The following is a 22,947-nucleotide window of genomic DNA, read 5'->3' on the forward strand; positions in this document are numbered from 1 at the left end:
CCTATATTAAGTTAACAATCAATGTTTTTAAAGCAAGATCGTCTGGCATCACGCTGGTTTTGATTACCTTATCCGTTTGAATGAGCTTTGCGATTTTATCCTTCTGGTTCTTACTGGGATTTGTTTTATAGTGCCATCCGAGGAAACCGATAATCCTTTCGGATGATTCACCCAGAGCTAAAAGCCTGTCCAGCTCCGCCAGGGCAGATTCCGTTTGCCCGTTTCTGATGTGAGAGACGAGTTTTTTAATATCACCTTCTATCCCGGAATCCACTAAGCCCAGGATATCGTTTTCTTCGATAGTTGCGCGGGTGCCGGCAAAGAGAATTATTTTTTTAAGAGTATCGTCGATGAGCGTAAGATTGTTTCCGGTATATTCGGAAATTAATTTTGCGGTTGAACGCGCCATTGATTTGCCGTAACCGGATACTTGTAAAATAATCCATTTAGGCAGTTCATAATCCGGGATAGATTGGCATTCTATTTGCAAAACCGTTTTTTCCGGCAGATTCAAAGCCGTATTGGTTTTGATAATCAAGATAATATAACCAGACGGTTGTTTGAGGTATGTGTCCAGGGTGGTTTTTACCTCCTCACGGAATTTGGGGTCGCCGGACAGCTCAAGCACGACCAGCTTCTTTTTAGCGAAGAAAGGCAGTGCGCAGAGTTCGGTGAGTAGATTAGCTGATGTATAATTTTCCTGCCTGAAAAACGATGCGATGTCCATATCAGGATAAAGAGATTTTATGGCCTCAATTCCTTTATCTTTCAGGAAATCTTCCGTTCCGCTGAACATGAATACGGGCCGCGCCGGTAATTTGCCCCGCGCAATAGAGGAAAGAAAATCATAGTAGTTCATACGCCAATATTTTACCAGAAATTACCGGAGTGTCCAGAGAAATTTATAGAATTACTTTGAGTTTCTGATATATTAATGATTAATTGAAAATAATGCAATCAGATTACAATGATTTCTGGCAAAAGCATATTGGAGTAAAAGGCAAGCGTTTCGGCTGGTTCCGCCGCAAGCGCTATGCGGTGCTGGCGAAATTATTTCCGCGTTTCATGCTTAAACGGTTCCCGGCGCGTAAATACCATCTGGGCGTGGCATCCATATCAGAAGGCGATTTTTGCGATATCGGCTCCGGGCTGGGGGGCGCTACCGCGTTGTATAATGCTTTAAGTAATAAACCGGCTGTAGGAATTGATATATCTGTTGAGGCGGTTTCATTTGCCCAAAGCGAAAAGAAACGGCTTGGGTTTAAGAAAGTCCGGTTTGCGGTAAGCGATGTGTTTCGCACGCCTTTTAAGGATAATTCGTTTGATACGGTTTATCTCGGCCAGATTTTGGAACATCTGCCGGATGAGCATAAATCTTTGCGCGAGGCCTGTCGGATATTAAAACCAAACGGTTTATTAGTGATTACGGTTCCCAAAGAAGATATGCTGCCGAGCCCTTATCATGTTAGGGAGTATACTACAGACAGCCTGAAAAACCTGCTTAAGCCTTACAGCAATGAAGAAATCGCTTTTTACGACTTTGACAAAACGCGGTTGGCCGCTTCGCTCAGGATTAAAAAATGACTATGTTTATAAGTTATTTTATTTGACTTACTATGGGAATAACCTAAAATCTAAACTCAACATTAAATATGTAAAGGAGATTAATATGGTGAAGAAAAGCGTTATCGGCGGAATAATCGCTGCGTTACTAATTTGCGTAACGCAATCCGCGCTTTTTGCCGGAGACGGGTGGCTTACTTCGTTTGATAAAGGCAAGGAAATTGCCAAGAAGGAGAAGAAAGACATCATCGTTGATTTTACCGGCTCTGATTGGTGCGGCTGGTGCATCCAGTTGCATGAAGAAGTGTTTTCAACCGATAAGTGGAAAAAAGAAGGTTCCAAAAAATATGTTATGGTCAGCCTGGATTTCCCCCGCAACAAGCAAATGCCTGAAGATGAAAAGAAAGCTAATGATAAGTTAATGAAACTGTTCGGTGTAGAAGGCTTCCCGACTATTTTCCTGGTTGATTCGGATGGCAAACCCTATGCCAAGACCGGTTACCAGAAGGGCGGGCCGGAAAATTATCTCAAGCACTTGGGCGAGCTTTCCAAGCAAAAAGAAACAAGAGATAATATAATGTCCGAAATAAAGAAAGCAGAAAAAGAAGAAAGCCTTAAATTGCTGGATGAGCTTATAGGCAAGCTTAAGGAGTGGGGTGTTGATGGGGCTTATGTTGAGACAAAAGAAGAAATTGTCGGCCTGGATTCGGACAATAAAAACGGGATGAAACTTAAATATTCCGTAGAACTTACATATTATTACCGCAAAGCAGGGGAACCCGATAAGAGTAATGCGTATCTGAATGAAGTGGAAAAATTAAGCGAAGGTGAAGCCTCTAGTATAAAAATGGATTTTAAGATAGAGGAAATAGAAGCGAAATACCTCCAAGGGCAGAAACCTGATTTCGAAGGCGCAAAAAAGGCTTTGAACGAGCTTATTAAAGACAACAAAAAAGGGAAAATTGCGCAAAAGGTTTATTTTGAGATTGCCGGAATAGATTATCAGCTTAAGAATAACGAAGCGTGCATTAAGGATTTGGAAAACGCCTTAAATGCCGCCCCTGATTCAGAGCTTGCCAGCCAGATTAAAGGTATATTAAAGGAAAAGTTTAATAAATAAATTCTCAATAGGATATATCCGCATTACCGATAGTCATTAAAGGTGCGCCTTTAAAGACGCTCCCGCCAGATGCGGGAAATCTTTAAGGGCACCAGCCTCTTTTTAGAAGTTTCCTTTGGCATAAATAAATCTATGCTTGATTTATCTGTTGTCATTATAAACCGCAATACCCGGGATTCTGTTTTAGAGTGCTTGTCATCAATCGCAAATAATGTTAAAGAAATTACCTGTGAAATAATAGTGGTGGATAATAATTCCACGGATGGCAGCGTTCAGGCGATAAAGGAAAAGCATCCGCAGGTAAAAATACTGGAAAATGAATCCAACGTCGGTTTTGCCTATGCGGTAAATCAGGGTTTGAAGGAGGCAAAAGGACGTTATTACCTGAGCCTTAACAGCGATACGCAGCTTACCCCGGGCGCTTTGGAGAAAATGGTCCGGTTTATGGATGAAAACCTGTCCGTCGGTATGGCCGGCGCGCAGTTGGTTAAAGAAAACGGAGAGCCGCAAAACTCATTCGATAATTTCCCCGGAATTATTTCCACCTTGTTCAATAAAAGCGTGTTACGGTTGCTATTCCCATCCAGCTATGCTGGTAAAAATATCGCCCGTGATGAGGGTATCCCTTTTGAAGTGGAATCGCTGGTCGGCGCCTGCATGATAATCCGGCCTTCGGCGTTGGACAAGACAGGCTGGTTTGACCAGGATTATTTCGTTTTCCTGGAAGAAACAGATTTATGCCTCAGGATGCGCAAAGCTGGTCTGAAAGTAATGGTTATCCCTCAAGCCAAGGTGTTCCATTTCCAGGGCGAAACTAAAAAACAGACCCTGATACCGGCAAAAGTGGAATATCTCGTGTCTCTTTACAAATATTTTCGCAAGAATAGTTCTCTTTCTGTTTACCGGATAATCAGGATCACTTATCCTTTCCGTTTATTATGCCAGTCTGTTTTTACCTTTATAGGGTGTGTCTTTACCATCGGGCTGGTTAAACATGTAAGAATTCAATGCTATACATATTCTTATCTTTTCCTTTGGCATCTTTTATGGTGCCCTGAAGAGATGAGCCTGAAAGGAATCAGCGAAAAACTTAAGCAAATGCCCAAAACCGTGCCTATTAAGTGGGTTATCCAGGATGTCTATCTGGATACGGATGATTTGCCGGTAGAGCTTGATATAAACCGGATGCCTTACAAACAGGGGTTTGAAAGCACATTGCTGAAAGAGACCAGGCTAAAAAGGCTGGTAAGATTTAAAACCCCCTTGGGGCGCAGTTACCTTATAAAAATGTATAAGGATATTCATCCTTTCAGTTGGCTGAAAAACAGGGTAAGCGGAGATAAAGCAATGAGGGATTTGGTTCTTGCCAGGAAGATTTCTTATCTTGGCATTCCCAATGTCGTTCCCGTGGCCGTCGGATTTAACGACAAATTGCCATGGACGCCGAAGTATTATATCGCGGTAACGAGAGAACTTGAAAATGCCTGCGGATTAAACAACTACCTTTCGCGCCATCCGCTTGCGGCATACCTGCCGTATAATCAGAACATAAGGAGAAGGGTGGTTAAGGCTTGGGGACAGATGGCAGGCAAGATACATCAGCGTGGAATCCTGCAAGATGATTTTGACCCTAACAATATTGTCCTGCAGTTTAAAGGGGGAGACGCAGAGTTCTATCTTTTCCTGGTGGATTTTGAAAGGGTAAAAATACTTAAAAAGCTTTTGCTTAACCAGCAAATACACAGTCTGGCAAAACTGAGCCGTTTAAGCGTAGGGATTAACAATACGGACCGCCTGACATTTTTAAAGGGCTATCTTAATACGGATAATAAAACAATAATCAAAACATGGATAAAACAGATTAAAAAAGAGTATGATAATAACAAGCTAAAAGATTATTTATGGGCGGAAAAAGTAAGCCTTTTGGAAAGCAGCCGTATCGGAAGGCATAACACCAAAGAGTTCACGGTATTCTACCGTAAGAAATATCCGGAGAATATGAGGCCGGGTTTTAACGAAAGCGAAATTATTGCTTTGCTTCGGCGAATAAAAGAGGGGAATACCGTTTTCGGCCCTTTTATGTTTATCAGGGGAAATAAAGAAGTCGTTGGGTTGTCGGCAAAAGCGTTCCCCCATTACAAAACAGCAAAAAATATATGGCAAAATCTGAATGCTTTATTGAGGATTTATACCGTGCCGGCACTTCCGGTTGCGTTGATAAAGGATAAAAAGAGTTTTAATAAAGGAATAATCGTCTTCGAGCCGATAAACCTAAATCGCTATGTTTCCGGGTTCTTCGTCAATCCAAAGATTCAAGAAAGATTGACAGGAATAAATAATATTGGTATAAAGTGAGCTTTTATCCCGTTCCCGTTATTCCGCCAAGACGGGATAACGGGGCTGGGATAGCTCAACAGTAGAGCACCGGTTTTGTAAACCGGTGGTTGCGGGTGCGAATCCCGCTCCCAGCTTTGATAAAGAAGCTGGCAGAAAACAGTAGTCAGTAAACAGTGTGTTTTTCCTTTGGGGCGGATATAAAGCTGATTACTAATTACTGCTTACTGGTTACTCTTTTAACGGGCAGGTACCCAAGTGGTCAAAGGGGACAGACTGTAAATCTGTTGGCGATGCCTTCGGGGGTTCAAATCCCTCCCTGCCCAATATTTAACTAATAATAAAATAATTCATAACTCGAAACTTTTTTTCCGTTACGAGTTGTCAGGTGAAGATTGCGGGCGTTGCTTAATGGTAAAGCTCCAGCCTTCCAAGCTGGTCACGTGGGTTCGATTCCCATCGCCCGCTCCAGAAGAAATTTATAACTAAATTATAATATTTATCTTGACACTTTTGCTTAAAATAAATATACTTCTTAATTCTGTTATTTACACGCTGTTGTAGCTCAGCTGGTAGAGCACGTCCTTGGTAAGGACGAGGTCATGGGTTCAAGTCCCATCAACAGCTTGGTATAAGAGCTAATTGAAAAACAAATTATTAGGAGGATTTAAAAATGGCAAAGGAAAAATTCCAACGAACTAAACCGCACCTGAACGTAGGGACTATCGGGCACATTGACCATGGCAAGACGATTTTAACTAGCACGATCACCAATGTTTTAGCCAAAGCCAATATGTCAAAGGCAAAAAGCTATGCTGAAATCGCAAAAGGCGGCGAGCAGCGCGGCGAAACCAAAATCCTTACCATCATGGTCGCCCACGTGGAGTACCAGACTGAAAAGCGTCATTATGCCCACATCGATTGCCCCGGGCATGCTGATTACATTAAGAACATGATTACCGGCGCCGCCCAGATGGATGGCGCGATTCTCGTTGTTTCCGCGGCTGACGGCCCGATGCCCCAGACCAAGGAACACGTCCTCTTGGCCCGCCAGGTGCAGGTCCCGGCAATCGTGGTATTCCTTTCCAAGACTGATTTAGTGACAGACCCTGAACTCTTGGACCTGGTTGAAGTGGAAATCAGGGAACTCTTGAATAAGTATAATTTCCCGGGCGACCAGACACCGGTTGTCCGCGGCGCGGCCTTGAAAGCCCTGGAATGCCTCTGCGCCAAGCGCGATTGCCAGTGGTGCGGCCAGATTTGGAAGCTGATGGATGCGCTGGATAGCTATATTCCGCTGCCCGTCCGCGAAGTCGAGAAGCCGTTCCTTATGCAGATTGAAGACGTCTTCAGCATTAAAGGAAGAGGCACCGTTGGCACCGGCCGTGTCGAACGCGGTAAGATTAAAGTCGGCGAAGCGGTTGATATCATCGGCTTTTCCAAGGAAATCAAGAAAAGCGTCGTAACCGGCGTGGAAATGTTCAATAAAGAACTCGATGAAGGCATCACCGGCGACAATGTCGGTATCCTCCTGCGCGGCGTTGAAAAGGCCGAGCTCGAAAGAGGCATGGTCGTGGCGGCTCCGGGAAGCATTACCCCGCATACTAAATTCGAATCGGAAATTTATATTCTTTCCAAGGAAGAAGGCGGACGCCATACCCCATTCTTTGCGGGCTATCGGCCCCAGTTCTATTTCCGGACGACCGACGTTACCGGCAAGGTTGAATTGCCCCAGGGCGTGGAAATGGTCATGCCGGGCGACAACGTCAAGATGGTAGTGGAGTTGCAGGTGCCGGTTGCCATGGAAGAAAAACTGCGTTTCGCTATTCGTGAAGGCGGTAAAACGGTTGGTGCAGGCGTGGTGACTAAAGTCCTTGCCTAAAACAACCAGGAACGTTTATAACTATGCGTGAAGGTATTTTTTTGGAATGCACCAAATGCGGAGACCGTTATTACCGGGTCACTAAAAACTCTAAAAAGACGGGCAAGCTGGAATTGAAAAAATTCTGCCGAATTTGCCGCAGTCATACCGTGCATAAAGAAAGAAAAAAATAGTTCTGGCTTCATCCGGTAGCAGATTTATTTGTGATTCTCTTTAATCTTAAAATAGGTCTGTAGCTCCAATTGGTAGAGCGCCGGTCTCCAAAACCGGATGTTGGGGGTTCGAATCCCTCCAGACCTGAATAAATTAATTCATATTGAAAAAATATGGGATTAAAATATTATAAAAAAGAACAGGGTAAGGTTATCCGCATCGTGACCGCTATCTGCTTGTTCCTGATGGTGTGTTACGGATATTATTCGCTTTATCGTTTTGTCCCACCCATAAATACCGCAAATGGAAATTATACTTTTTGGGGAACCATTCTTACTAAAATACCGTTCTTCGATTTCGGGATTAATTACGGTATGATTATTTCCGCTCTTTTATGCCTGGGCACATGCTTCTTTGTGTATCTTGTCGTTTTAAATAAGCCGAAAACCGCTGAATTCCTGATAGAATCCGAAGCCGAGCTTAAGAAGGTTTCCTGGCCCTCCCGCCAGCAATATACCGGCTCATCGGTTGCCGTAATTATTTCCGTGGTCGTCTTGGGCCTTTTCCTGGTCTCGGCGGATTGGATATTTTTGCAGTTGATGAAACTCATCAGGATATATTAAAGGAGAAACGAAGAGTGGATAAAAAGTGGTATGTCGTCAGGGTTCAAACCGGCAGGGAAGAATTCCTTAAAACCATGCTGGAAAAGCAGATCAAGGAAAAAGGATTGGATTCATTCGTTGCTCGCATACTCGTTCCCGTGGAAAAGGTTTCCGAAATACGCGGCGGCAAGAAAAAAGTCGTCGGTCGTAAGCTTTACCCCGGTTACATCATGGTCGAAATGGAATTGAATGACCAGACTAAGGTGGCTATCCGCGAAACCCCGGGAATCGGTGATTTCGTCGGCTCCAAGAACCCGGTACCCTTGCAGAAGCACGAAGTGGAAAAAATGCTCATGCTCGAACATGCGGTCGAATCAGGCGAAAGCCCCAAGATAAAAATAGCATTTAAGAAGAACGATAACGTCCGCATAAAAGAAGGCGCTTTTGAAAACCTCGAAGGGGTCGTGGAGGAAGTTATTCCTTCCAAGGGCTTGGTTAAGGTGCTCGTGACTATTTTCGGTCGTTCTACCGAGGTCGAACTGGAATACTGGCAGCTGGAAGCGATTTAGGTTCAAATCTTCATTCTTTCACTTATCCTCAAAAGACTGATTTATTCTTAGTATCTTCGCCCCGCTCCGCTACGGGGATACCCCTCTGACGAGGACACCCAATTATGTTAAAACCTAGGGGTAGCCGATTATTGGGAGTCCCTGACTAAAGGAATGGGATGGCAACGAATTTTCCTTGACCCCATTCTAAAATAATATAAGATATTGCGTATGAAGAAAATTATTTCCACGGATTCAGCCCCAAAAGCAATCGGCCCTTATTCACAAGCGGTTGTGGCAGGGCAGTTCCTCTTTGCCTCCGGGCAGATACCGATTAATCCGTTGACTAACGAATTGGTTAAGGCCGGCATTACCCAGCAGACCGAGCAGGTCATGAATAACCTGAAAGCCGTCATGGAAAAAGCCGGCGGCAGCATGGATTCCATCGTAAAAACCACCATTTACCTGAAAAACATGGGTGATTTCGCCAAGGTGAATGAAGTCTACGGAAAATACTTTGTTTCCAATCCACCGGCAAGGGCGACTGTCGAAGTCAGCCGGTTGCCCAAAGACGTGGATGTCGAAATCGATGCCGTTGCTTTTATTGAATAAATAATCTTGTAGGGGCTTGCCCCGTTAGAGATTTGGAAAAAAGGATGTTTACTCTCTAAATGGGGGCTGTCTTTGAAAAATAATATATTTTCGGTTTCCCCGGGTTGAACGGCAATCTCTAACGGGGCGTAGCTCAGTTTGATAATGAGCGTCCCGATAGGCATCGGGGAGGTCACTGGGTTTAAAGAGGTTTAATAGAAGTAATTGGTTAGTAGTTAATGATAATCGGGGCGTAGCTCAGTTTGGCTTAGAGCGCTGCGTTCGGGACGCAGAGGTCACTGGTTCAAGTCCAGCCGCCCCGATTTTAAATATAAAAGAAGGAGAGTATATGAAAGCTTGGCAAACCATTTTTATTCTCGCCTTTTTATTCATAACGGTTCTCATGGTAAACGGATGCGTTTTCATGACCATGGACTTGAAGCCAAAAGAAGATTTAGAAGAGGTCTTCGTTTCCGGCAACCAAAAGGGCAAGGAAAAAATACTTATCATCCCCATCCACGGCACCATCCTCGGCGAAGAAGACGACGCCCCGCGCAATTGCGTCACGCCGGTAAAAATTATGGAAATCCTGAACAAAGCCACCAATGACGATAATATTAAAGCCATCATACTTTCCGTGGATTCTCCCGGCGGCGGGGTAACGGCCAGCGACCGCATTTACAAATGCCTTAAGGAATTTAAGAAAAGCCATAACAATATCCCCGTTGTTACCCTGATGAAAGATACCGCCGCTTCAGGCGGATATTATATTTCCATGTCTTCGGATTATATCATTGCCCATCCCACGACTATCACCGGCAGTATCGGAGTCATTTCCATATTCGTTACACTGGAAGACCTCCTGCAATGGGCAAAGACAGAGGTCATCGTGATAAAATCCGGGGAGATGAAAGATTCCGGTTCGCCTTTCCGCATGATGAAACCGCAGGAAAAGGAATTCTTCATGAATATCATAAAGGAAATGTATGCCGGGTTTGTCAATATCGTAGATGAAAACCGCAAAGAGCTTTCGCTTGAAAAGGTGAAAGAACTTGCCGACGGCAGGGTTTATACGGGACGCCAGGCGTTGGATAATAAATTGGTGGATGCTATCGGCTACCAGGAAGATGCCGTTACCAAGGCCGAGTCTCTTGCCGGGATTACCGATGCCAAAGTGGTTACCTATAAAAAGCCCAGGGGCGCGTTGGAAAGCGCCTTCAGCATACAATCAAACAGTGATATCGCCCAGCTCAAGCAGATACTCCTGCAAAATACGACAACACGCTTTATGTATCTCTGGCTTCCGGGTGCAGAATAAGATTAGAGTATCAGGTATTCCGCTTATTTTGAAAAGGAGGCGAATATGCCGTCAAATGGAACCGAACACAGGAAATACAAACGCTATGGGGTTAAGGGCTCGGCTGTGCAGTATAAGCCGGATAGTTTCTTCAGCCTCTTTCGCTCTCTTTCCCGAAAATACATCGTGCTCGATATGTCGACCGCCGGCATGCAGTTTGTTACCAAGGAAGAGTTTAAGGAAGGCACCCATCTCCAGCTGCAGATTAGCGCGCCGCATCTCTATGATCAAATTATCCCTGTCAAAGGCGAGGTGGTCTGGTTAAGGGCCGCCCCGGAACTGCGTATTAATGTGGTCGGCGTGAAGTTTACCTCGCTGGCGCTGCCGGATAAATCCAGATTGAAATCCATCCTTGATGGCGCCGTTCTGGAAAAGGTCCATTACGCCGAGTCGATACACCTGAAAAAAGCGGATAAGATATAATAAAATTAAGAGTAAGGTTCGGATGTTTCCCGGTACAATGCAAAATATAATAGGTTTTGCCGTGGAAGCACTTAAAGAAAGGATGGAAAATGAAAATAAATAAATGGAAATTTAACCTGCTGGCTTTAATTGCAGTAAGCATATCATTAACTATAGGTGGTGTTCACACGATACTGGCGCAGGGAAAAAAGGATAAGGCGGAAGTGATTACCGCGGAGCGAATCATAAAAGACATCAAAATATACCAGAAAGAAGTGGAAGATATTAGGGGTAAGAAATTCAAGGCCGATACTACGGTAAAAAACCAGTCCATGGATGAATTTAAGCAATTCGTTAAGGCGGGATTGGATGAGGAGCTCCCGAAAGAAAAGGCGCAGTTAATCCAGGCCGCCTGGTCAAAATTGGGGCTGATCCCTAAAGATTATGATTTACGAAAAGGATTAGAAAATCTTGTGGTCAGCCAGGCCGGTGCGTATTATGATAATAAAACCAAAACGGTTTATCTGATTAAAACGGATGCCCTCCCGCCTTCTATCGTTAAAATGGCGATAGTCCATGAGCTTTGCCATGCACTGCAGGACCAGTATTTTGACCTTACGAAAATCATGAAAGATTCCATGGGAGACTACGATTATTCGGCAGCCATGCGATTCCTTTATGAAGGCGAGGCAAGCTATGTGGGGAATTTTTATGCGGCCAAAGAAATGCTTTCCGGCATGGGAATGGATATGAAATCGGATGACCCGATGATACTCCAGCAGTTTATGCTTTTAAAATCCATGAGCCGGGAGGCCGTGTTAAAACAGAACGATGCAGAGATGGGCCAGTTAAGCGGGGACTATCCGGCAATAAAAGCAAGCCTGGATGGCGCCAAAACCGCTCCTCCTTTTCTTTATTGGGAACTTAGCGCCCCGTATGTTTCCGGCGTGGCAAACATCGCGGAAATCATCGGCCTTAAACTCAAAAACCAGAAACAAGATTATACCGGAGGTTGGCAAAATGTGGATATTGCTTATAGCGCAAAATTAGTTTCTACCGAGCAGATCTTTCATCCGGCTAAACTGTTAACGGAAAAAGACGAACCGACAGCGGTTACTCAGCCGGAATTGCCTGAATCTTGGGAAGTGGCGTATTCCGATAATCTCGGCGAATTCGGCTTCTGGACGCTTTATGATGTTTATGGGATTAAAGACCCAGCCAAAGCCGCCGATGGATGGGACGGAGACAAGTATTTCCTGCTCAAAAACAAGGAGAGTGATAATTACGCGCTGTATTTTTCCACGGTTTGGGACACCAATAACGACGCCGCGGATTCTTTTGAAGCGTATCAAAAAATCGTGGTTGAGAAAAATCCTGACTGGAAGAAAAGCGATGATTCAACCAAACAATCCGTGACATGGAACAGCCCGGACGGCAAGTTTACGGTTATTATGGCATTGGAAAACAATAAATGGATATCCATGGAAAACATACCGTCCGAAACGGTAAAGTTATGGAAAACCCCTCTGAAGAAAGATTAAAGGGAATAAAAACCGTTCGGGAATACAAAGTTGATTGGTGGATTAAGCGCGAAATAAACAATCAAATCGTAAAGGATGCAACATGATGACAAGGCTTTTTAAGATGCTACCGGTGTTTTTGCTGGTTTTGGCAATGGCGGCTGACGCAATCGGACAGGAAAAAATCACCAAAGAGGAAAACGACAGATGCGTCGTGATTATAATGGTCTATGACGGGGAAGACACCTTTATCGGCAAAGGGACCGGCTTTATCGTGAAAGAGGACGGCCTGGTCGCGACTAATTTCCATGTGATAAGCGAGGCAAAATCCATAAAAGCCAAGGCAATCGACGGCAGCGTATATAAAGCCAAAGGTGTCGTCTTTGCCGATGCTACCAAGGATTTGGCTGTCCTGAAAATAGACGCCCAAAATCTGCCCTGCGTGGTATTGGGCGATTCGGATAAGCTGGGCAAAGATGACGAAGTCTACGTCATCGGCTCGCCCGGCATGGAAGAAAAACATGTATTTTCCAAGGGGAAGATAATCCGCATAAATGACCCTTCCCGGATGTCCAATTGCATCCAGATAAACGCCGGGGCTTCATTCGGGAGCAGCGGTTCCCCGCTCTTTGACAGGGAAGGGCGGGTCGTCGGCATCGTTTCCGAGGCTTCGGATGTCGTCCAAAGCCGTAATTTTGCCATACCGATAAACCTTATCAAGGATAAAATAAACAATGATAAAGTAAAAACTTTGGATGAAGTGCTGACCGGCGATTACCCGGAATACTGGTTTTGGAAAGGCGAGGCTTATGAGCTGCAGGAGGATTACCCGCAGGCGATGGAGTGTTACAATAAGGCGCTTGGCTTGCGGAAAGATTACGCAGAGGCATATTTCCATCTCGGGTTGGTGTATGACGCATTGGGTAAAGAAGAAGATGCCTTTAAACATTTCAGCCGGGCCGTGGAATTGCGCCGGGATGATACCCTGATGATAATGAATTTAGCCGCCTCTTATGATACCTCCGGCAACGCCCAAAAGGCGATTGAACTCCTGGAAGGCGCGATTAAGCTCGAACCGGAATTTTCCGGCTTGTATTACACCCTGGGCGTTATTTACGGCAAGATGAAAAAGACGGATATGGCGCTTAAGTATTACAAGGAAGCGCTCGAGTTATACCCGGATTATTCAGACGCGCTCTGTAATCTCGGCGTCATTTACAAGGACGCCGGCAATATCAAGGAAGCGGCGGATTGCTTCAAGCGGACAATAGAAATAAACCCAAAAGACGATATCGCCTGCTATCATTTGGGGGTGATATATTATGATTCCAGGCAATACAAGCAGGCGCGCGACCTTTTCAAAGTGGCGGTTGTTGCCGATAAAAACAACCATGAATATTACCGCTACCTGGCGTTATCCTACGGCAGGCTGGGCGCGTTCAAGGAATCTATCCAAGGGTTTGAAAACGCCATCCGCCTTAAGCCGGATTTCACTTCGGCCTATTGCGGGCTGGGCGCGGTCTATAGCGTCATGGGCAAATATGACGAAGCAATCGCGGTCTTCCAAAAGGCCGTGAAGCTGGACCCAAAGATGGATTCGCTCCATATGAACCTGGGGAGCATTTACCTGGCCAAAAACGATATTGAATCAGCGGAAAAGGAATATGAGGCGCTCGAAAAGCTGAATAAAGAAATGGCGAACAGCCTGCTGGAGATGATAAATAAGAAAAGAAAGGAATGAGCCCTGCGGGGCGATTAGTTGTCGGCAATCAGTTATTAGCGTCTGCCGAATAAAAGGAGATAAAGTGTGAAGAAACTGATATTCCTGGCTCTTCTCTTGAGCATCCTCGGAATTACACGTCTAATCAACTTATCAACGTATGAACTTATGGGTTTTTAGCAAACTTTCTTATTTAATCACGAAATAGATTTCCGGGACGGGATTAGCTTTCGGCCAGGCCGCCCGTTCGGCTTCCGCCGGGAACTTGAAAGAAGGAAAACGTTTCAGGATTAAGACCTCACAATCCGCGCAGAGCGGTGTAATGCGGCTCCGCGGGTCCATCACGCATTTCTTAACCGGCTTATCCGGCTGTCCCTTGTAAGGATACTCGTCCGGCAGGTGGAACATGGAGTGGTTAAACTCGTGGAGGATTCCCGCGCCAAAAACTCTTAGCCCGATATCGGGTGATTTATCCCCGCCGATATCCAAAAGGTTCACGCCGACGGTAATCAGCCCGCCGAAATAGGCATGCCCGCCCTGATTCTGCGCCATCTTTTCGAGTGTTAGATATGCCTTGTCGCCGTTATTCAGGAGAATCACTTTCTTTATGAACATATTACCGTAGGTATCGTTCCAGATAAGCTGGGAAAACCTCTGCAGTCCTTTCTTGAGCTTATCAATATCTTCCGGGGTGGCGTCGTATTTTATGGCCGCGTTCATGCAGAGTCCCACCGGCGCGGCTTGGGAGTAGAAAATCTTGGGAACCCCGTTTTCATCCAGCTTAAAGCCTTTTAACTCTTCATCCGCCATCCATTCGCCGTCTATCATTTGGAAACCCCGCGCCTGCATGGCGTGCATCATGTAATCTTCCGAAGTCAGGCCGGGTGCGGTGGGTTTACTCTGGCAGGCGTTAAGGATAATCAATCCGCTTAATAAAGCGGGCAGCATAACCTTTTTCATATAACGAATCCTTTCAATTATTAAATGAATGGAAGTTTAATATAGAAGCTGGGTATCGTTCTGTCAACAGAAATGCTTGAGTTTGTCGAAGATGACAACATTGTAATGTTTTATCCTTCCACTTATTCTTAATCTTATTTTGCTTCTTACTTAAATCGTTTTTCCGGCAGGGGGAGGTGGGCTTTTCGTGAGAGGGGAACAAGCCGTTTGGGAGAGGGGTCTGGCCATTCGCAATGGGGAATTAAGCCTGCCAAAGAGACGGGAATAAATCTTTTAATAGGGGAGTCTGGCTGATTTGGGGGAGGGAAATAGCCGGCACGGGAGGGGGTTCTGGCTGGCAAGAGACGCCGGTTTATGCCGTTTGAGAGGGGAGTCTCGCCTGGCTAAAACGGGGATTAGGCGATTTTAGTAGGGGGGTATATACCCTACCTACCCCCCTATCACAGCCTTTTTTCCCGAAAATTATAGTTGACATGTTTCCGCTGATTTGATAAAGTAAACAACTATGCCGAAACTAAAAATATATTTGGATTCATCCGTTCCAAGCGCTTATTATGATAAGCAAAAACCGGCGCGTCAAAAGATTACTCAAAAATGGTGGGACGAAGTGATGAAGCGGGATTATACGGTTTATATATCACAGGTAACGGAAACCGAGTTAAATGCGACTAAAAATTTGCATTTACGCGAAAACCTGCGTAATTTAGTCGGAAATCTGCCTGTTTTGGAAATACCTGACAACGCAAAAGGGTTAGCCGAATTGTATATTGAAAATGATATTATACCGGACGAGTACTTTAACGATGCGCTTCATATTGCCGTTGCCACATTAAACGGGATAAATATTCTGGCAAGTTGGAACTTTGTCCACCTGGTTAATCTTGAAACCAGGAGGAAAGTTAAGGGGATAAACCTGGTAAAAGGATATAACGAAATTGATATTGCCAGTCCGGAAGAATTAGGAGGAGGAAAATATGTCTAAAACACTTCAAAAAGTAAACCCGGCAGTTGAGTTTGCAAACGACCCGATGCTTCAGGAATTACATAAAACCAGAATTAAAATCTATTCGGAAATAAAAAACACGGATGAGCAGTCGCTGAAGAAATATTTCCAGAAGAAATCTAATGAATTCCGGAAGAAATAAAGGTGGAATACGATAATTGAAATGGACACTCCGAACCACACCGGTATTCCTTAAACTGTATACCCCCTATTCCTACCTAATTCTGTATTTTCAGCCATAGGCTAATTCCAGCCTATAGATGTGCAATTTGTTATAAAATAGTTATATCTGCTTGATTTTACCACTCAAATTTAGCCGCTATTTCTCCATCAACCATAACCATACAAACCATTCCTGATTGTCCTAACAACGATGTGGTTTTAGTTAAAACCGCTGTGACTTTATGTCCATCATGAGTTCCTTCCAATGTTTTCGAACTAGAGAAAGCCCCTACAGCACTTTTAATAACTTCTGTTCCATTTATCGTAATTGTTACTACTCCGGTTGTTTTATTCCAATTTCCGTTAATTTGCCATGCTGCGGAAGTACTCCCAGCAGGGCGATAACTGGATGAGCTTGACGCACTACACCCGTTAAATAAAAAGAATAAAACCGCAATGCTGACGAATACAACTATTAGTTTTTTCATACCATTTCCTTTCATTAAATACTTAATTTAAAGCAACCGTGGTTAGCAAGAAGGCCGCATTTCCCTATGCGACCCTCTTGCTTTATTTGCCCATAAACTATTTCTGAGCTTTTTCCTTTTCAATTGTTTCCCAAACAAGAGGCGATATTTCATTTTTAGCAACCTTACTTTCGTTCAAACAGCCATTAATCACCTCAACTTTGTAGCAACCATCGTTACGCACGACATAACAAGGGGTATTCCCTGACGCATAATCTTTAAGGTCTTGTTCCAAACCGCTTCCGTACCCTGATTTTCTCGCATAAATCGCACCATCCGCGAAATCAATAATTAACCAAAGACCGCCGCTAGTCAGTAGGTCAAGGACAACATAACCAAATTGAACATTTCCTCTTTCGTGAGGTTTTTTGGTGCCATCTAGAATAGTTGCACAATTTATATTTGCTATTAAAAGCATCGCAATTACAAGCAATATCAGCGAAACAACCAATCGGTTTTTTGACATACCTATTTCTCCTTTACTTGTTTGGTTTTCTTGAATTAAAATGTGTTGAGCTTTCAAGAGGTTTCAACACTTAACCCCTCAAACGGACAGGCCTTACAGAGATATTATGTTAATTAATACCACCTCCTTTCGCCTGATGAATTGGGTAAACTGATAGAAATAAGTTTAATAGAGAGGAAAAGAATAGGGAGGGAATTATAGTAATTTGTCTCATAAACTCTGCCCGCCTTTTAGCCCAATAAAAAAGGGCAAGGAACCACTGCTGGATTTTACCGCTTTCCATCCGCCAAGACTTCCAGACGGACCAGCATGAGTGGCACCCCGCCCCAAAGGGCAGAGTCCCCGTCTGGAATTCACAAATTGTTGGCGGATGGAAATACTTTTTCTTTTGCCTTTAATGGTATTAACTAAGGCAAGAAAAGTCAAGATAAAAATTGTTTTTATACAGTATTTTGGTATACTTAAAATCTATATGACTGATTATGTAACCGCCGACACCATACGGGGAGATTTACAGGGATATGCGCCCATTGCCAATACTCTAATACAAATAGGCGATAATGCATTTAGCGACCTTGACCGATTTTTTAAGGGAATCACAATAGAACCTTATATTTGGATTGATAAGAAATCGGGCTTTACCGAAAATGATATTTATGACTTAACATATAAGCTATATAATTTCAATGTTACACTTATACAATTGCTTTGGAATTTATCCAGTGTAAACAATTTAACGGCGTTTCCTGATATTAATTCAATAATTGGTGCTTTAGATGATTGCATAAAGCAAGGCGCTCAATTTCAGGGGAGAATAAGTATATTACATAATAAAGTCAGCCCTGATAAAGAGAGAGAAAAAATAGGAGGGTGTGTACAAGGCGGAACAGAGGAACATAAAAAATTAGACTATCTTCATAGAATATTCCAATTAAAGACTATTTTTGACAGACGAATAGATATTATTAATAAACAATTCCCAAACATTATTGACCGTTTGAATGAAATAATAAATGTAAGTTATGCGAAAAAAGATATAATGGCTCAAGAAACAAAAACACCGCCAGTGGGTTCGCGAATTACTATCCGTCTTGTTGAAAAAGGGCATAAATTAACTGTAAATGGTGATAAATTAGAAAGTACTCCAAAACTTCTTTCCAATATCATTTGCGCACGGGCTTATGGAGTGCAAACCGCTGAAGCCTTAGTAAAGGCATCCGCCAAGTTTATGCGTAATGTCTTTCGTCCTAATTGTAAAGTTGGACGGACTAAATGGGACATCAAAAACCAGAAGAAAAATTTAGGGCGGGAAATAAAACGGATAAACAGCCTATTTCCTCAGCCAATAATAAAGTGGGATAAAAAGAATGCAGAGTGGATACAAGCAGGCGAACAATATATTAATTTTCAGAAAGAAAGCAGTAATAAATTGTTATCTCCGAATGAACTGAGAGATTTTATTCAGCCATACCTTTCCAGCGTCAGACGTACCAGCGAAGAAGTCAGGAAAAGCAAGACTGTTTCACCCAAGAGTAAAACCTTTACGACGTCCCCTGATAAAATAGATTATGCGGCTAATCCTTCCAAAGAGAGTATTCAAAAACGTAGAGAAGGCAAGAAAGCTTACGAAGAATCAGACGACGATAACAATTAACCTCCTACTGATAATATTATATTAACCGTCTCAAGGTAATACATATTACCCCCGGTGTAAACTGCTTTACACCGTTTTCCCATCCTATCGAGCTTTAAAACATATTCATAACTCCTTATTACATCTTAAGATAAAAATTCGCATGTTTTTTTCAGCTTCTATACATTTTTTCTCCGTTACCCCCTTTTTTACGCCTATATAACTGAGGAGAGATATAACTCTCCCAGAAAGGAGTTCCTATGATGAACTATATAGGTTCACGGATATTAGCCAAGGCGGTGGAAAAGGGAATCATCAGCGAAATTGAGGCGGAGATAGTAGTAAAGAATGCCTGCTATGAGCGGTCTTTTATTTACATCTCTTTGGAATTGAGTATGCCCACTAAAGTAGCAGAACGGCTTTATAATGGAGCAATCCCGAAACTAAGAAAGTGGCTCCATAAAGAAGTTATAATAATGCCAAGAGGGAAGATTATCTGCGATTAAGAGTTCTGCCGGGGAGAGCCGGGATAGAAGGCGCTCTCCTTTCTGTCCCGCCCGGCTGACTACTTTTGAATGGCTACCTGTTAATGCCTGTTACGGGCAAAGTCATGGAAACTAAACAGGCGAAAACTATTATGAAAAAGAGTTTTTGGAAGCGAATCATAAGAGCGGTTTTAGAAATCGTTCTTACCGTGGTTCGTAACAGGGCTAAAAAGTAATTAGCCAAAAGCGCAAAGTAAAAAGCCCTGAACCATGCCCCCGCTAAAGACGTGGTCAGGTATCAGGGCGGGAGGATATTACGATGAGTATAATAAAAATGCATCTGATTTTAGCCATTAACCCATTGACCCAGGCAGTCGCCAAAATCGGCAAGATATGGGCAGACGGCTTGAGTAACAATGCGGAGAAAATGGATGACCGCATCAAAACAAGTATCCCGGATGAAATGACCTATCTTTCCAAGCTGGCGGATACTTCCGAACTGGAATTCCGCCGGGTGATTGACCCATCCTTTACCAACCGTAAAGGCGAGGATAAGAATAAGATTAATGCCACACAGGCATATAAAATCAGGAAGTCTTATCCAAAATACCAGCGGAACCGGACCCATATGTTCGAGACCGTTGACGGCGTTACTGCCAAGCGGTTTAAGGACAGGGTTCAGGCATCACAGGATACCTATGCGGAAAGGGTAAGCGAAACGACCCTCGCCTTTACCGGCATAAAGAGCCTGGAATCAGGCCCGGCAAGGATTGTGATATTCTGGCTGACCGGCGACCCCAAGGCGCGCGGGTTAATCAGGCCTGCCGACCGGATTATGGCGCCGAGCGAGCCTTTCAGCGTTACCACGCCGGAGAAAAGGAACCTTTTAAGGCAGGCGCTTTCCACCCGCTTAATCCAGAGCGGGATGCGGATTGTCCATTCGGCTCTGTCTGGCTCCATCATCACGGAGATGAATAATGTGGGCAATTCGGTAGTCCAGGGATATCTTGACCCATCTTTAGGGCTGGAGTCCTTTACTCCGGGCGGGGCGAGCCATCTTGACTTTATCAAGGAGAATGGGCAGTTGTTCCTTTCTGTTAAGGTTAGTCAGGTGTAAACCAGTAGCGAGTAGCGAGACGGCCCCCCGACATCCGTCGGGGGACGCCTGATAAATGTTAAACGGGTAGAGGCGGGTTGATAAGAGAGGGCGGGGTTTATCCCGCCCTCTTTCTTTATAGGATTTGGACCAAATATATGCCATCTTTCACTTGACAAATAAGCGTTATTTTGAGATTATACGCAATAATTTTAACACTAAAACACGAAACTGGAATATGAAACACGGAAGAATTATTTCGTGCCCCATTCTGGGACTCCCTATTACGGTACGCCCCACGTGCGGGGCTGACCGCCGAGGGGTCGGGTGTCCCCGAAGCAAAGCGGAGTGGGGCTTTCGTGATAGCTTCTGTGTTTTCGTGTAGAAGCCCTATGAAATATAATATGCTTAAATGGTTTTGGGTCTGCTTTTTCCTGGTTGCCTTAGCCCTGCCTTTTTCCCGGGCGGAGGAAAAGGATGAGGGTAAAATAATCAGGAAAGTGGAAGTCATCGGCCTGGAGCGCCATGCCCAATCCGAAATCGCCACCCATATCCAGTCCGCGGAAAACGCCCCCTTTTCCTATAAGACCTTCCAGGAAGATATCCAGCGCCTGAATGACACCGGCATCTTCAGTTCCATCAACTGGGAAATCATGCCCATGGATGACGGCGTAAAGATTATCATCTACGTCAAGGAAAACGAAATAGTCGAGAATATTTATTACGACGGCTTTGCCCACGTGAACGTCAAAACACTGGTGAATGATTTAAAGCTTAAGACAGACGGCCCTTTCAACGAGTATTATCTCCTGAGCGATAAGAAGCTCCTGGAAGAGGAATACCGGAAGAAAGGCTACCATTTCGCCGAGGTGACCGTTAAAAAATCCAAGGGCCTGCGCGGCGTCCTTATCATCTATTCCGTGCGCGAAGGGCCGGCCGTCCGGGTCAACCGGATAACCATCACCGGCAACAAGTCTTTCCCCAAAAGGCGCGTCCTGCTCATTTTCCCCAAGCACCCGATTATGGGCAAGATGCGGACCAAGGAAAGCCACTGGTATGGAAGCCATTATTTTGTGGAATCCGAGGTATTCGTCGACCTTTCGCTCATCGAGAATTTTTACCGCGACGAAGGCTGGCTGGATGCCGCCGCTTTTGTCGGCGATATGGTATTTACGGAAAAGAAGGACAGGGTGAATATCAATATTAATATCGTGGAAGGCGCCCGCTATTTTATCCGGAAAATAGACGTGGTCGGGAACGCGAGCATCCCGACCGGGGAGCTTTTAAAGGATTTGACGATGAAAGAAGGCTCGGCTTACCGGATGGAAGAGGTGGTCAGGGCAATCAAGGTGATGCGCCGCCGTTACGGGAAGCTGGGGATGATAGATTGCATGATAGAGCCGCGCATGCATTACCCGCAGGAAGGCACGCTGGATTTGACTTTCCATATTGACGAATGCGGCAAGAAATACCTGGGCAAACTTAATATTACCGGCAACCATAAAACCAAAGATAAGGTAATCCGCCGCGAGTTTACCATTCATCCGGGAGAGCTTTTGGATTATGAGAAGGTGGAAGCGAGCCTCGACCGGGTGGGCGCGACGATGTTTTTCCAGCAGGTAAAGCCGCCGGAGTTCGATGACGGTTACGGGGAAAACGTTAAAGACATGAACCTGGAAATAGAAGAGGGCCCCACGGGCAGCCTCAATATCGGCGGCGGTTTCAGCTCGAACAGCGGCTTCGGCGGGATGCTTTCCATTACGCAGAATAATTTCGATATTGCCCGGACGCCGGAAAGTGTCGGCCAGTTTTTCACGGGCGGCTCGTTTGCCGGGGGCGGTCAGCGGTTTGCGATTACCCTGCGCCCGGGAGTGAAGCTGACCCAATTCAGCATACAGTTTGTGGAACCGTACTTATTCGATAAGCCCCTGATGCTGGGCGCTAACTATTCGATATGGGACCGCAACTGGATAGATTATTCCGAAACGCGCTCGACGACCGGGCTGTCGCTCGACCGGCGCTTTAAAGGCGGGCTGATAATCGGGTGCGACATGAATTTCCAGTATATCGATATTTCCCAGGTGGATGACGATGCCTCTTCCATCATACAGGATTTGGAAGGGACGGACCGCGCGAATGCAATCATTCCTGCAATCACTTTTGACAGGCGTAATTTCCGGCTCCTGCCGACCAAGGGCTACCGCTTGCACCTGGAAAACTCTTTTACCGGCGGGTTTATGGGCGGTGATTTCGACTTCATGAAAACCGTCTTCCGGGCGGAAAGCTACTTCCCGATTATCGAGGAGCAGAATAAGCTTATCTGTAATATGATATTCAGGTTAGGGCGCGTTGTGAATACGTCCGATACGGAAGAAGTTCCGTTTTACGAAAAGTTCTATGCCGGCGGCACGGATACGGTCAGGGGTTTTGATTACCGGACCATCAGTCCCAAGGACCCCGGTGATAACGATTTATCGATTGGCGGGCTGGTTTATAACGTGGTAAACTTGGAGGTGACTTATCCTTTATACCGGGGTGATGAAACCACCAAGCCTTTTGAAATACCGCGCTTCGTGATGTTTGTCGATGCGGGCAATGTCGCCGATAAGATACAAGACCTGACCGCGGATACATACCGTGTTTCCTGGGGCTTTGGTTTCAGGATGTACCTGGGCGGTTCGGTCCCGATAAACCTTTTTGCCGGATTCCCCTTGAAGATGGAAGACGGCGACGATCGCGATACGATACAGTTTGATATCGGATTTATGTATTAATGATTAGTTAATGAAAATCCCAGCCAAACTGCGGTTGGGATAAGACGCT

General features: G+C 44.8%; 22 protein-coding genes and 6 tRNA genes. 24 read left to right on the top strand and 4 right to left on the bottom strand.

Going from position 1 to position 22,947, the window contains the following annotated elements:
• Position 1: 1 nt before the first annotated feature.
• Positions 2-859: a hypothetical protein gene (locus HY811_10030; GenBank protein MBI4835138.1), complete on the bottom strand. Its 858-nt coding sequence runs from the start codon at positions 857-859 to the stop codon at positions 2-4.
• 92 nt (positions 860-951) lie between these two features.
• Between HY811_10030 and HY811_10035 the strand changes: the two genes are divergently transcribed.
• From HY811_10035 to HY811_10120, 18 genes are all read left to right on the top strand, one after another.
• Positions 952-1,584: a class I SAM-dependent methyltransferase gene (locus HY811_10035; protein MBI4835139.1), complete on the top strand. Its 633-nt coding sequence runs from the start codon at positions 952-954 to the stop codon at positions 1,582-1,584.
• A gap of 85 nt (positions 1,585-1,669) precedes the next feature.
• Positions 1,670-2,683, top strand: a complete 1,014-nt coding sequence (locus HY811_10040; GenBank protein ID MBI4835140.1) for a thioredoxin family protein — start codon at positions 1,670-1,672, stop codon at positions 2,681-2,683.
• Between the two features lie 132 nt (positions 2,684-2,815).
• On the top strand, positions 2,816-5,038 hold the full coding sequence (locus HY811_10045) for a glycosyltransferase (protein MBI4835141.1): 2,223 nt from the start codon (positions 2,816-2,818) through the stop codon (positions 5,036-5,038).
• A gap of 44 nt (positions 5,039-5,082) precedes the next feature.
• Positions 5,083-5,154, top strand: a tRNA-Thr gene (locus HY811_10050).
• A gap of 107 nt (positions 5,155-5,261) precedes the next feature.
• Positions 5,262-5,343 (top strand) — tRNA-Tyr (locus HY811_10055).
• A 71-nt stretch (positions 5,344-5,414) separates the two neighbouring features.
• Positions 5,415-5,488, top strand: a tRNA-Gly gene (locus HY811_10060).
• A gap of 83 nt (positions 5,489-5,571) precedes the next feature.
• Positions 5,572-5,644: transfer RNA gene (locus HY811_10065), tRNA-Thr, on the top strand.
• 46 nt (positions 5,645-5,690) lie between these two features.
• The gene (gene tuf, locus HY811_10070; GenBank protein ID MBI4835142.1) at positions 5,691-6,899 is read left to right on the top strand and encodes an elongation factor Tu; all 1,209 of its coding nucleotides are present in this window, start codon (positions 5,691-5,693) and stop codon (positions 6,897-6,899) included.
• A 23-nt stretch (positions 6,900-6,922) separates the two neighbouring features.
• Entirely contained in the window at positions 6,923-7,072 is a 150-nt protein-coding gene (rpmG, locus tag HY811_10075) for a 50S ribosomal protein L33 (protein ID MBI4835143.1), read from the top strand.
• Between the two features lie 53 nt (positions 7,073-7,125).
• Positions 7,126-7,199 (top strand) — tRNA-Trp (locus HY811_10080).
• A gap of 26 nt (positions 7,200-7,225) precedes the next feature.
• Entirely contained in the window at positions 7,226-7,675 is a 450-nt protein-coding gene (gene secE, locus HY811_10085; protein MBI4835144.1) for a preprotein translocase subunit SecE, read from the top strand.
• Between the two features lie 14 nt (positions 7,676-7,689).
• On the top strand, positions 7,690-8,223 hold the full coding sequence (gene nusG / locus HY811_10090; GenBank protein MBI4835145.1) for a transcription termination/antitermination factor NusG: 534 nt from the start codon (positions 7,690-7,692) through the stop codon (positions 8,221-8,223).
• A 210-nt stretch (positions 8,224-8,433) separates the two neighbouring features.
• Complete coding sequence (locus HY811_10095) at positions 8,434-8,814, top strand: RidA family protein (GenBank protein MBI4835146.1); 381 nt, start codon at positions 8,434-8,436, stop codon at positions 8,812-8,814.
• A gap of 226 nt (positions 8,815-9,040) precedes the next feature.
• Positions 9,041-9,116, top strand: a tRNA-Pro gene (locus tag HY811_10100).
• Positions 9,117-9,142: 26 nt separating this feature from the next.
• On the top strand, positions 9,143-10,111 hold the full coding sequence (sppA, locus tag HY811_10105; GenBank protein MBI4835147.1) for a signal peptide peptidase SppA: 969 nt from the start codon (positions 9,143-9,145) through the stop codon (positions 10,109-10,111).
• Between the two features lie 45 nt (positions 10,112-10,156).
• Complete coding sequence (locus HY811_10110; GenBank protein MBI4835148.1) at positions 10,157-10,573, top strand: PilZ domain-containing protein; 417 nt, start codon at positions 10,157-10,159, stop codon at positions 10,571-10,573.
• Positions 10,574-10,662: 89 nt separating this feature from the next.
• A complete protein-coding gene (locus HY811_10115; GenBank protein ID MBI4835149.1) occupies positions 10,663-12,093 on the top strand; it encodes a hypothetical protein in 1,431 nt (476 codons plus the stop codon).
• Positions 12,094-12,175: 82 nt separating this feature from the next.
• Positions 12,176-13,813, top strand: coding sequence for a tetratricopeptide repeat protein (locus HY811_10120; protein ID MBI4835150.1), 1,638 nt, complete (start codon positions 12,176-12,178; stop codon positions 13,811-13,813).
• Positions 13,814-13,981: 168 nt separating this feature from the next.
• Here the strand turns inward: HY811_10120 and HY811_10125 are convergent, their stop codons facing one another.
• The gene (locus tag HY811_10125) at positions 13,982-14,752 is read right to left on the bottom strand and encodes a hypothetical protein (protein MBI4835151.1); all 771 of its coding nucleotides are present in this window, start codon (positions 14,750-14,752) and stop codon (positions 13,982-13,984) included.
• Between the two features lie 505 nt (positions 14,753-15,257).
• On the opposite strand from HY811_10125, the gene HY811_10130 reads away from it, so the two are divergent.
• Complete coding sequence (locus HY811_10130) at positions 15,258-15,734, top strand: type II toxin-antitoxin system VapC family toxin (GenBank protein ID MBI4835152.1); 477 nt, start codon at positions 15,258-15,260, stop codon at positions 15,732-15,734.
• Positions 15,727-15,897: a hypothetical protein gene (locus HY811_10135; protein ID MBI4835153.1), complete on the top strand. Its 171-nt coding sequence runs from the start codon at positions 15,727-15,729 to the stop codon at positions 15,895-15,897. Before HY811_10130 ends, HY811_10135 begins: the two co-directional genes overlap by 8 nt.
• 157 nt (positions 15,898-16,054) lie before the next feature.
• Here the strand turns inward: HY811_10135 and HY811_10140 are convergent, their stop codons facing one another.
• Together HY811_10140 and HY811_10145 are read right to left on the bottom strand one after the other, a co-directional pair.
• On the bottom strand, positions 16,055-16,405 hold the full coding sequence (locus HY811_10140; protein ID MBI4835154.1) for a hypothetical protein: 351 nt from the start codon (positions 16,403-16,405) through the stop codon (positions 16,055-16,057).
• 97 nt (positions 16,406-16,502) lie between these two features.
• A complete protein-coding gene (locus HY811_10145) occupies positions 16,503-16,910 on the bottom strand; it encodes a hypothetical protein (GenBank protein MBI4835155.1) in 408 nt (135 codons plus the stop codon).
• Between the two features lie 370 nt (positions 16,911-17,280).
• Here HY811_10145 and HY811_10150 point away from each other — a divergent pair, with 370 nt between their 5' ends.
• The 4 genes from HY811_10150 (at position 17,281) to bamA (ending at position 22,898) form a co-directional block, all read left to right on the top strand.
• Positions 17,281-18,564 (top strand): hypothetical protein, encoded by a 1,284-nt coding sequence (locus HY811_10150; GenBank protein MBI4835156.1) that lies wholly within the window; start codon positions 17,281-17,283, stop codon positions 18,562-18,564.
• Positions 18,565-18,803: 239 nt separating this feature from the next.
• On the top strand, positions 18,804-19,049 hold the full coding sequence (locus HY811_10155) for a hypothetical protein (GenBank protein MBI4835157.1): 246 nt from the start codon (positions 18,804-18,806) through the stop codon (positions 19,047-19,049).
• A gap of 298 nt (positions 19,050-19,347) precedes the next feature.
• Complete coding sequence (locus HY811_10160) at positions 19,348-20,145, top strand: hypothetical protein (GenBank protein ID MBI4835158.1); 798 nt, start codon at positions 19,348-19,350, stop codon at positions 20,143-20,145.
• Positions 20,146-20,516: 371 nt separating this feature from the next.
• The gene (gene bamA, locus HY811_10165) at positions 20,517-22,898 is read left to right on the top strand and encodes an outer membrane protein assembly factor BamA (protein ID MBI4835159.1); all 2,382 of its coding nucleotides are present in this window, start codon (positions 20,517-20,519) and stop codon (positions 22,896-22,898) included.
• The last annotated feature ends 49 nt before the right edge of the window (positions 22,899-22,947 follow it).

The organism is Planctomycetota bacterium (assembly GCA_016207825.1).
In the GTDB taxonomy this organism is placed as follows: Bacteria; Planctomycetota; MHYJ01; order JACQXL01; family JACQZI01; genus JACQZI01.

Bases quoted from the DNA above. Each gene is read 5' to 3' on its own strand.
- HY811_10030 (MBI4835138.1), bottom strand. From the start codon at position 859: ATGAACTACTATGATTTTCTTTCCTCTATTGCGCGGGGCAAATTACCG.
- HY811_10035 (MBI4835139.1), top strand. From the start codon at position 952: ATGCAATCAGATTACAATGATTTCTGGCAAAAGCATATTGGAGTAAAA.
- HY811_10040 (MBI4835140.1), top strand. From the start codon at position 1,670: ATGGTGAAGAAAAGCGTTATCGGCGGAATAATCGCTGCGTTACTAATT.
- HY811_10045 (MBI4835141.1), top strand. From the start codon at position 2,816: ATGCTTGATTTATCTGTTGTCATTATAAACCGCAATACCCGGGATTCT.
- tuf (MBI4835142.1), top strand. From the start codon at position 5,691: ATGGCAAAGGAAAAATTCCAACGAACTAAACCGCACCTGAACGTAGGG.
- rpmG (MBI4835143.1), top strand. From the start codon at position 6,923: ATGCGTGAAGGTATTTTTTTGGAATGCACCAAATGCGGAGACCGTTAT.
- secE (MBI4835144.1), top strand. From the start codon at position 7,226: ATGGGATTAAAATATTATAAAAAAGAACAGGGTAAGGTTATCCGCATC.
- HY811_10095 (MBI4835146.1), top strand. From the start codon at position 8,434: ATGAAGAAAATTATTTCCACGGATTCAGCCCCAAAAGCAATCGGCCCT.
- sppA (MBI4835147.1), top strand. From the start codon at position 9,143: ATGAAAGCTTGGCAAACCATTTTTATTCTCGCCTTTTTATTCATAACG.
- HY811_10110 (MBI4835148.1), top strand. From the start codon at position 10,157: ATGCCGTCAAATGGAACCGAACACAGGAAATACAAACGCTATGGGGTT.
- HY811_10115 (MBI4835149.1), top strand. From the start codon at position 10,663: ATGAAAATAAATAAATGGAAATTTAACCTGCTGGCTTTAATTGCAGTA.
- HY811_10120 (MBI4835150.1), top strand. From the start codon at position 12,176: ATGATGACAAGGCTTTTTAAGATGCTACCGGTGTTTTTGCTGGTTTTG.
- HY811_10125 (MBI4835151.1), bottom strand. From the start codon at position 14,752: ATGAAAAAGGTTATGCTGCCCGCTTTATTAAGCGGATTGATTATCCTT.
- HY811_10130 (MBI4835152.1), top strand. From the start codon at position 15,258: ATGCCGAAACTAAAAATATATTTGGATTCATCCGTTCCAAGCGCTTAT.
- HY811_10135 (MBI4835153.1), top strand. From the start codon at position 15,727: ATGTCTAAAACACTTCAAAAAGTAAACCCGGCAGTTGAGTTTGCAAAC.
- HY811_10140 (MBI4835154.1), bottom strand. From the start codon at position 16,405: ATGAAAAAACTAATAGTTGTATTCGTCAGCATTGCGGTTTTATTCTTT.
- HY811_10145 (MBI4835155.1), bottom strand. From the start codon at position 16,910: ATGTCAAAAAACCGATTGGTTGTTTCGCTGATATTGCTTGTAATTGCG.
- HY811_10150 (MBI4835156.1), top strand. From the start codon at position 17,281: ATGGAAATACTTTTTCTTTTGCCTTTAATGGTATTAACTAAGGCAAGA.
- HY811_10155 (MBI4835157.1), top strand. From the start codon at position 18,804: ATGATGAACTATATAGGTTCACGGATATTAGCCAAGGCGGTGGAAAAG.
- HY811_10160 (MBI4835158.1), top strand. From the start codon at position 19,348: ATGAGTATAATAAAAATGCATCTGATTTTAGCCATTAACCCATTGACC.
- bamA (MBI4835159.1), top strand. From the start codon at position 20,517: ATGAAATATAATATGCTTAAATGGTTTTGGGTCTGCTTTTTCCTGGTT.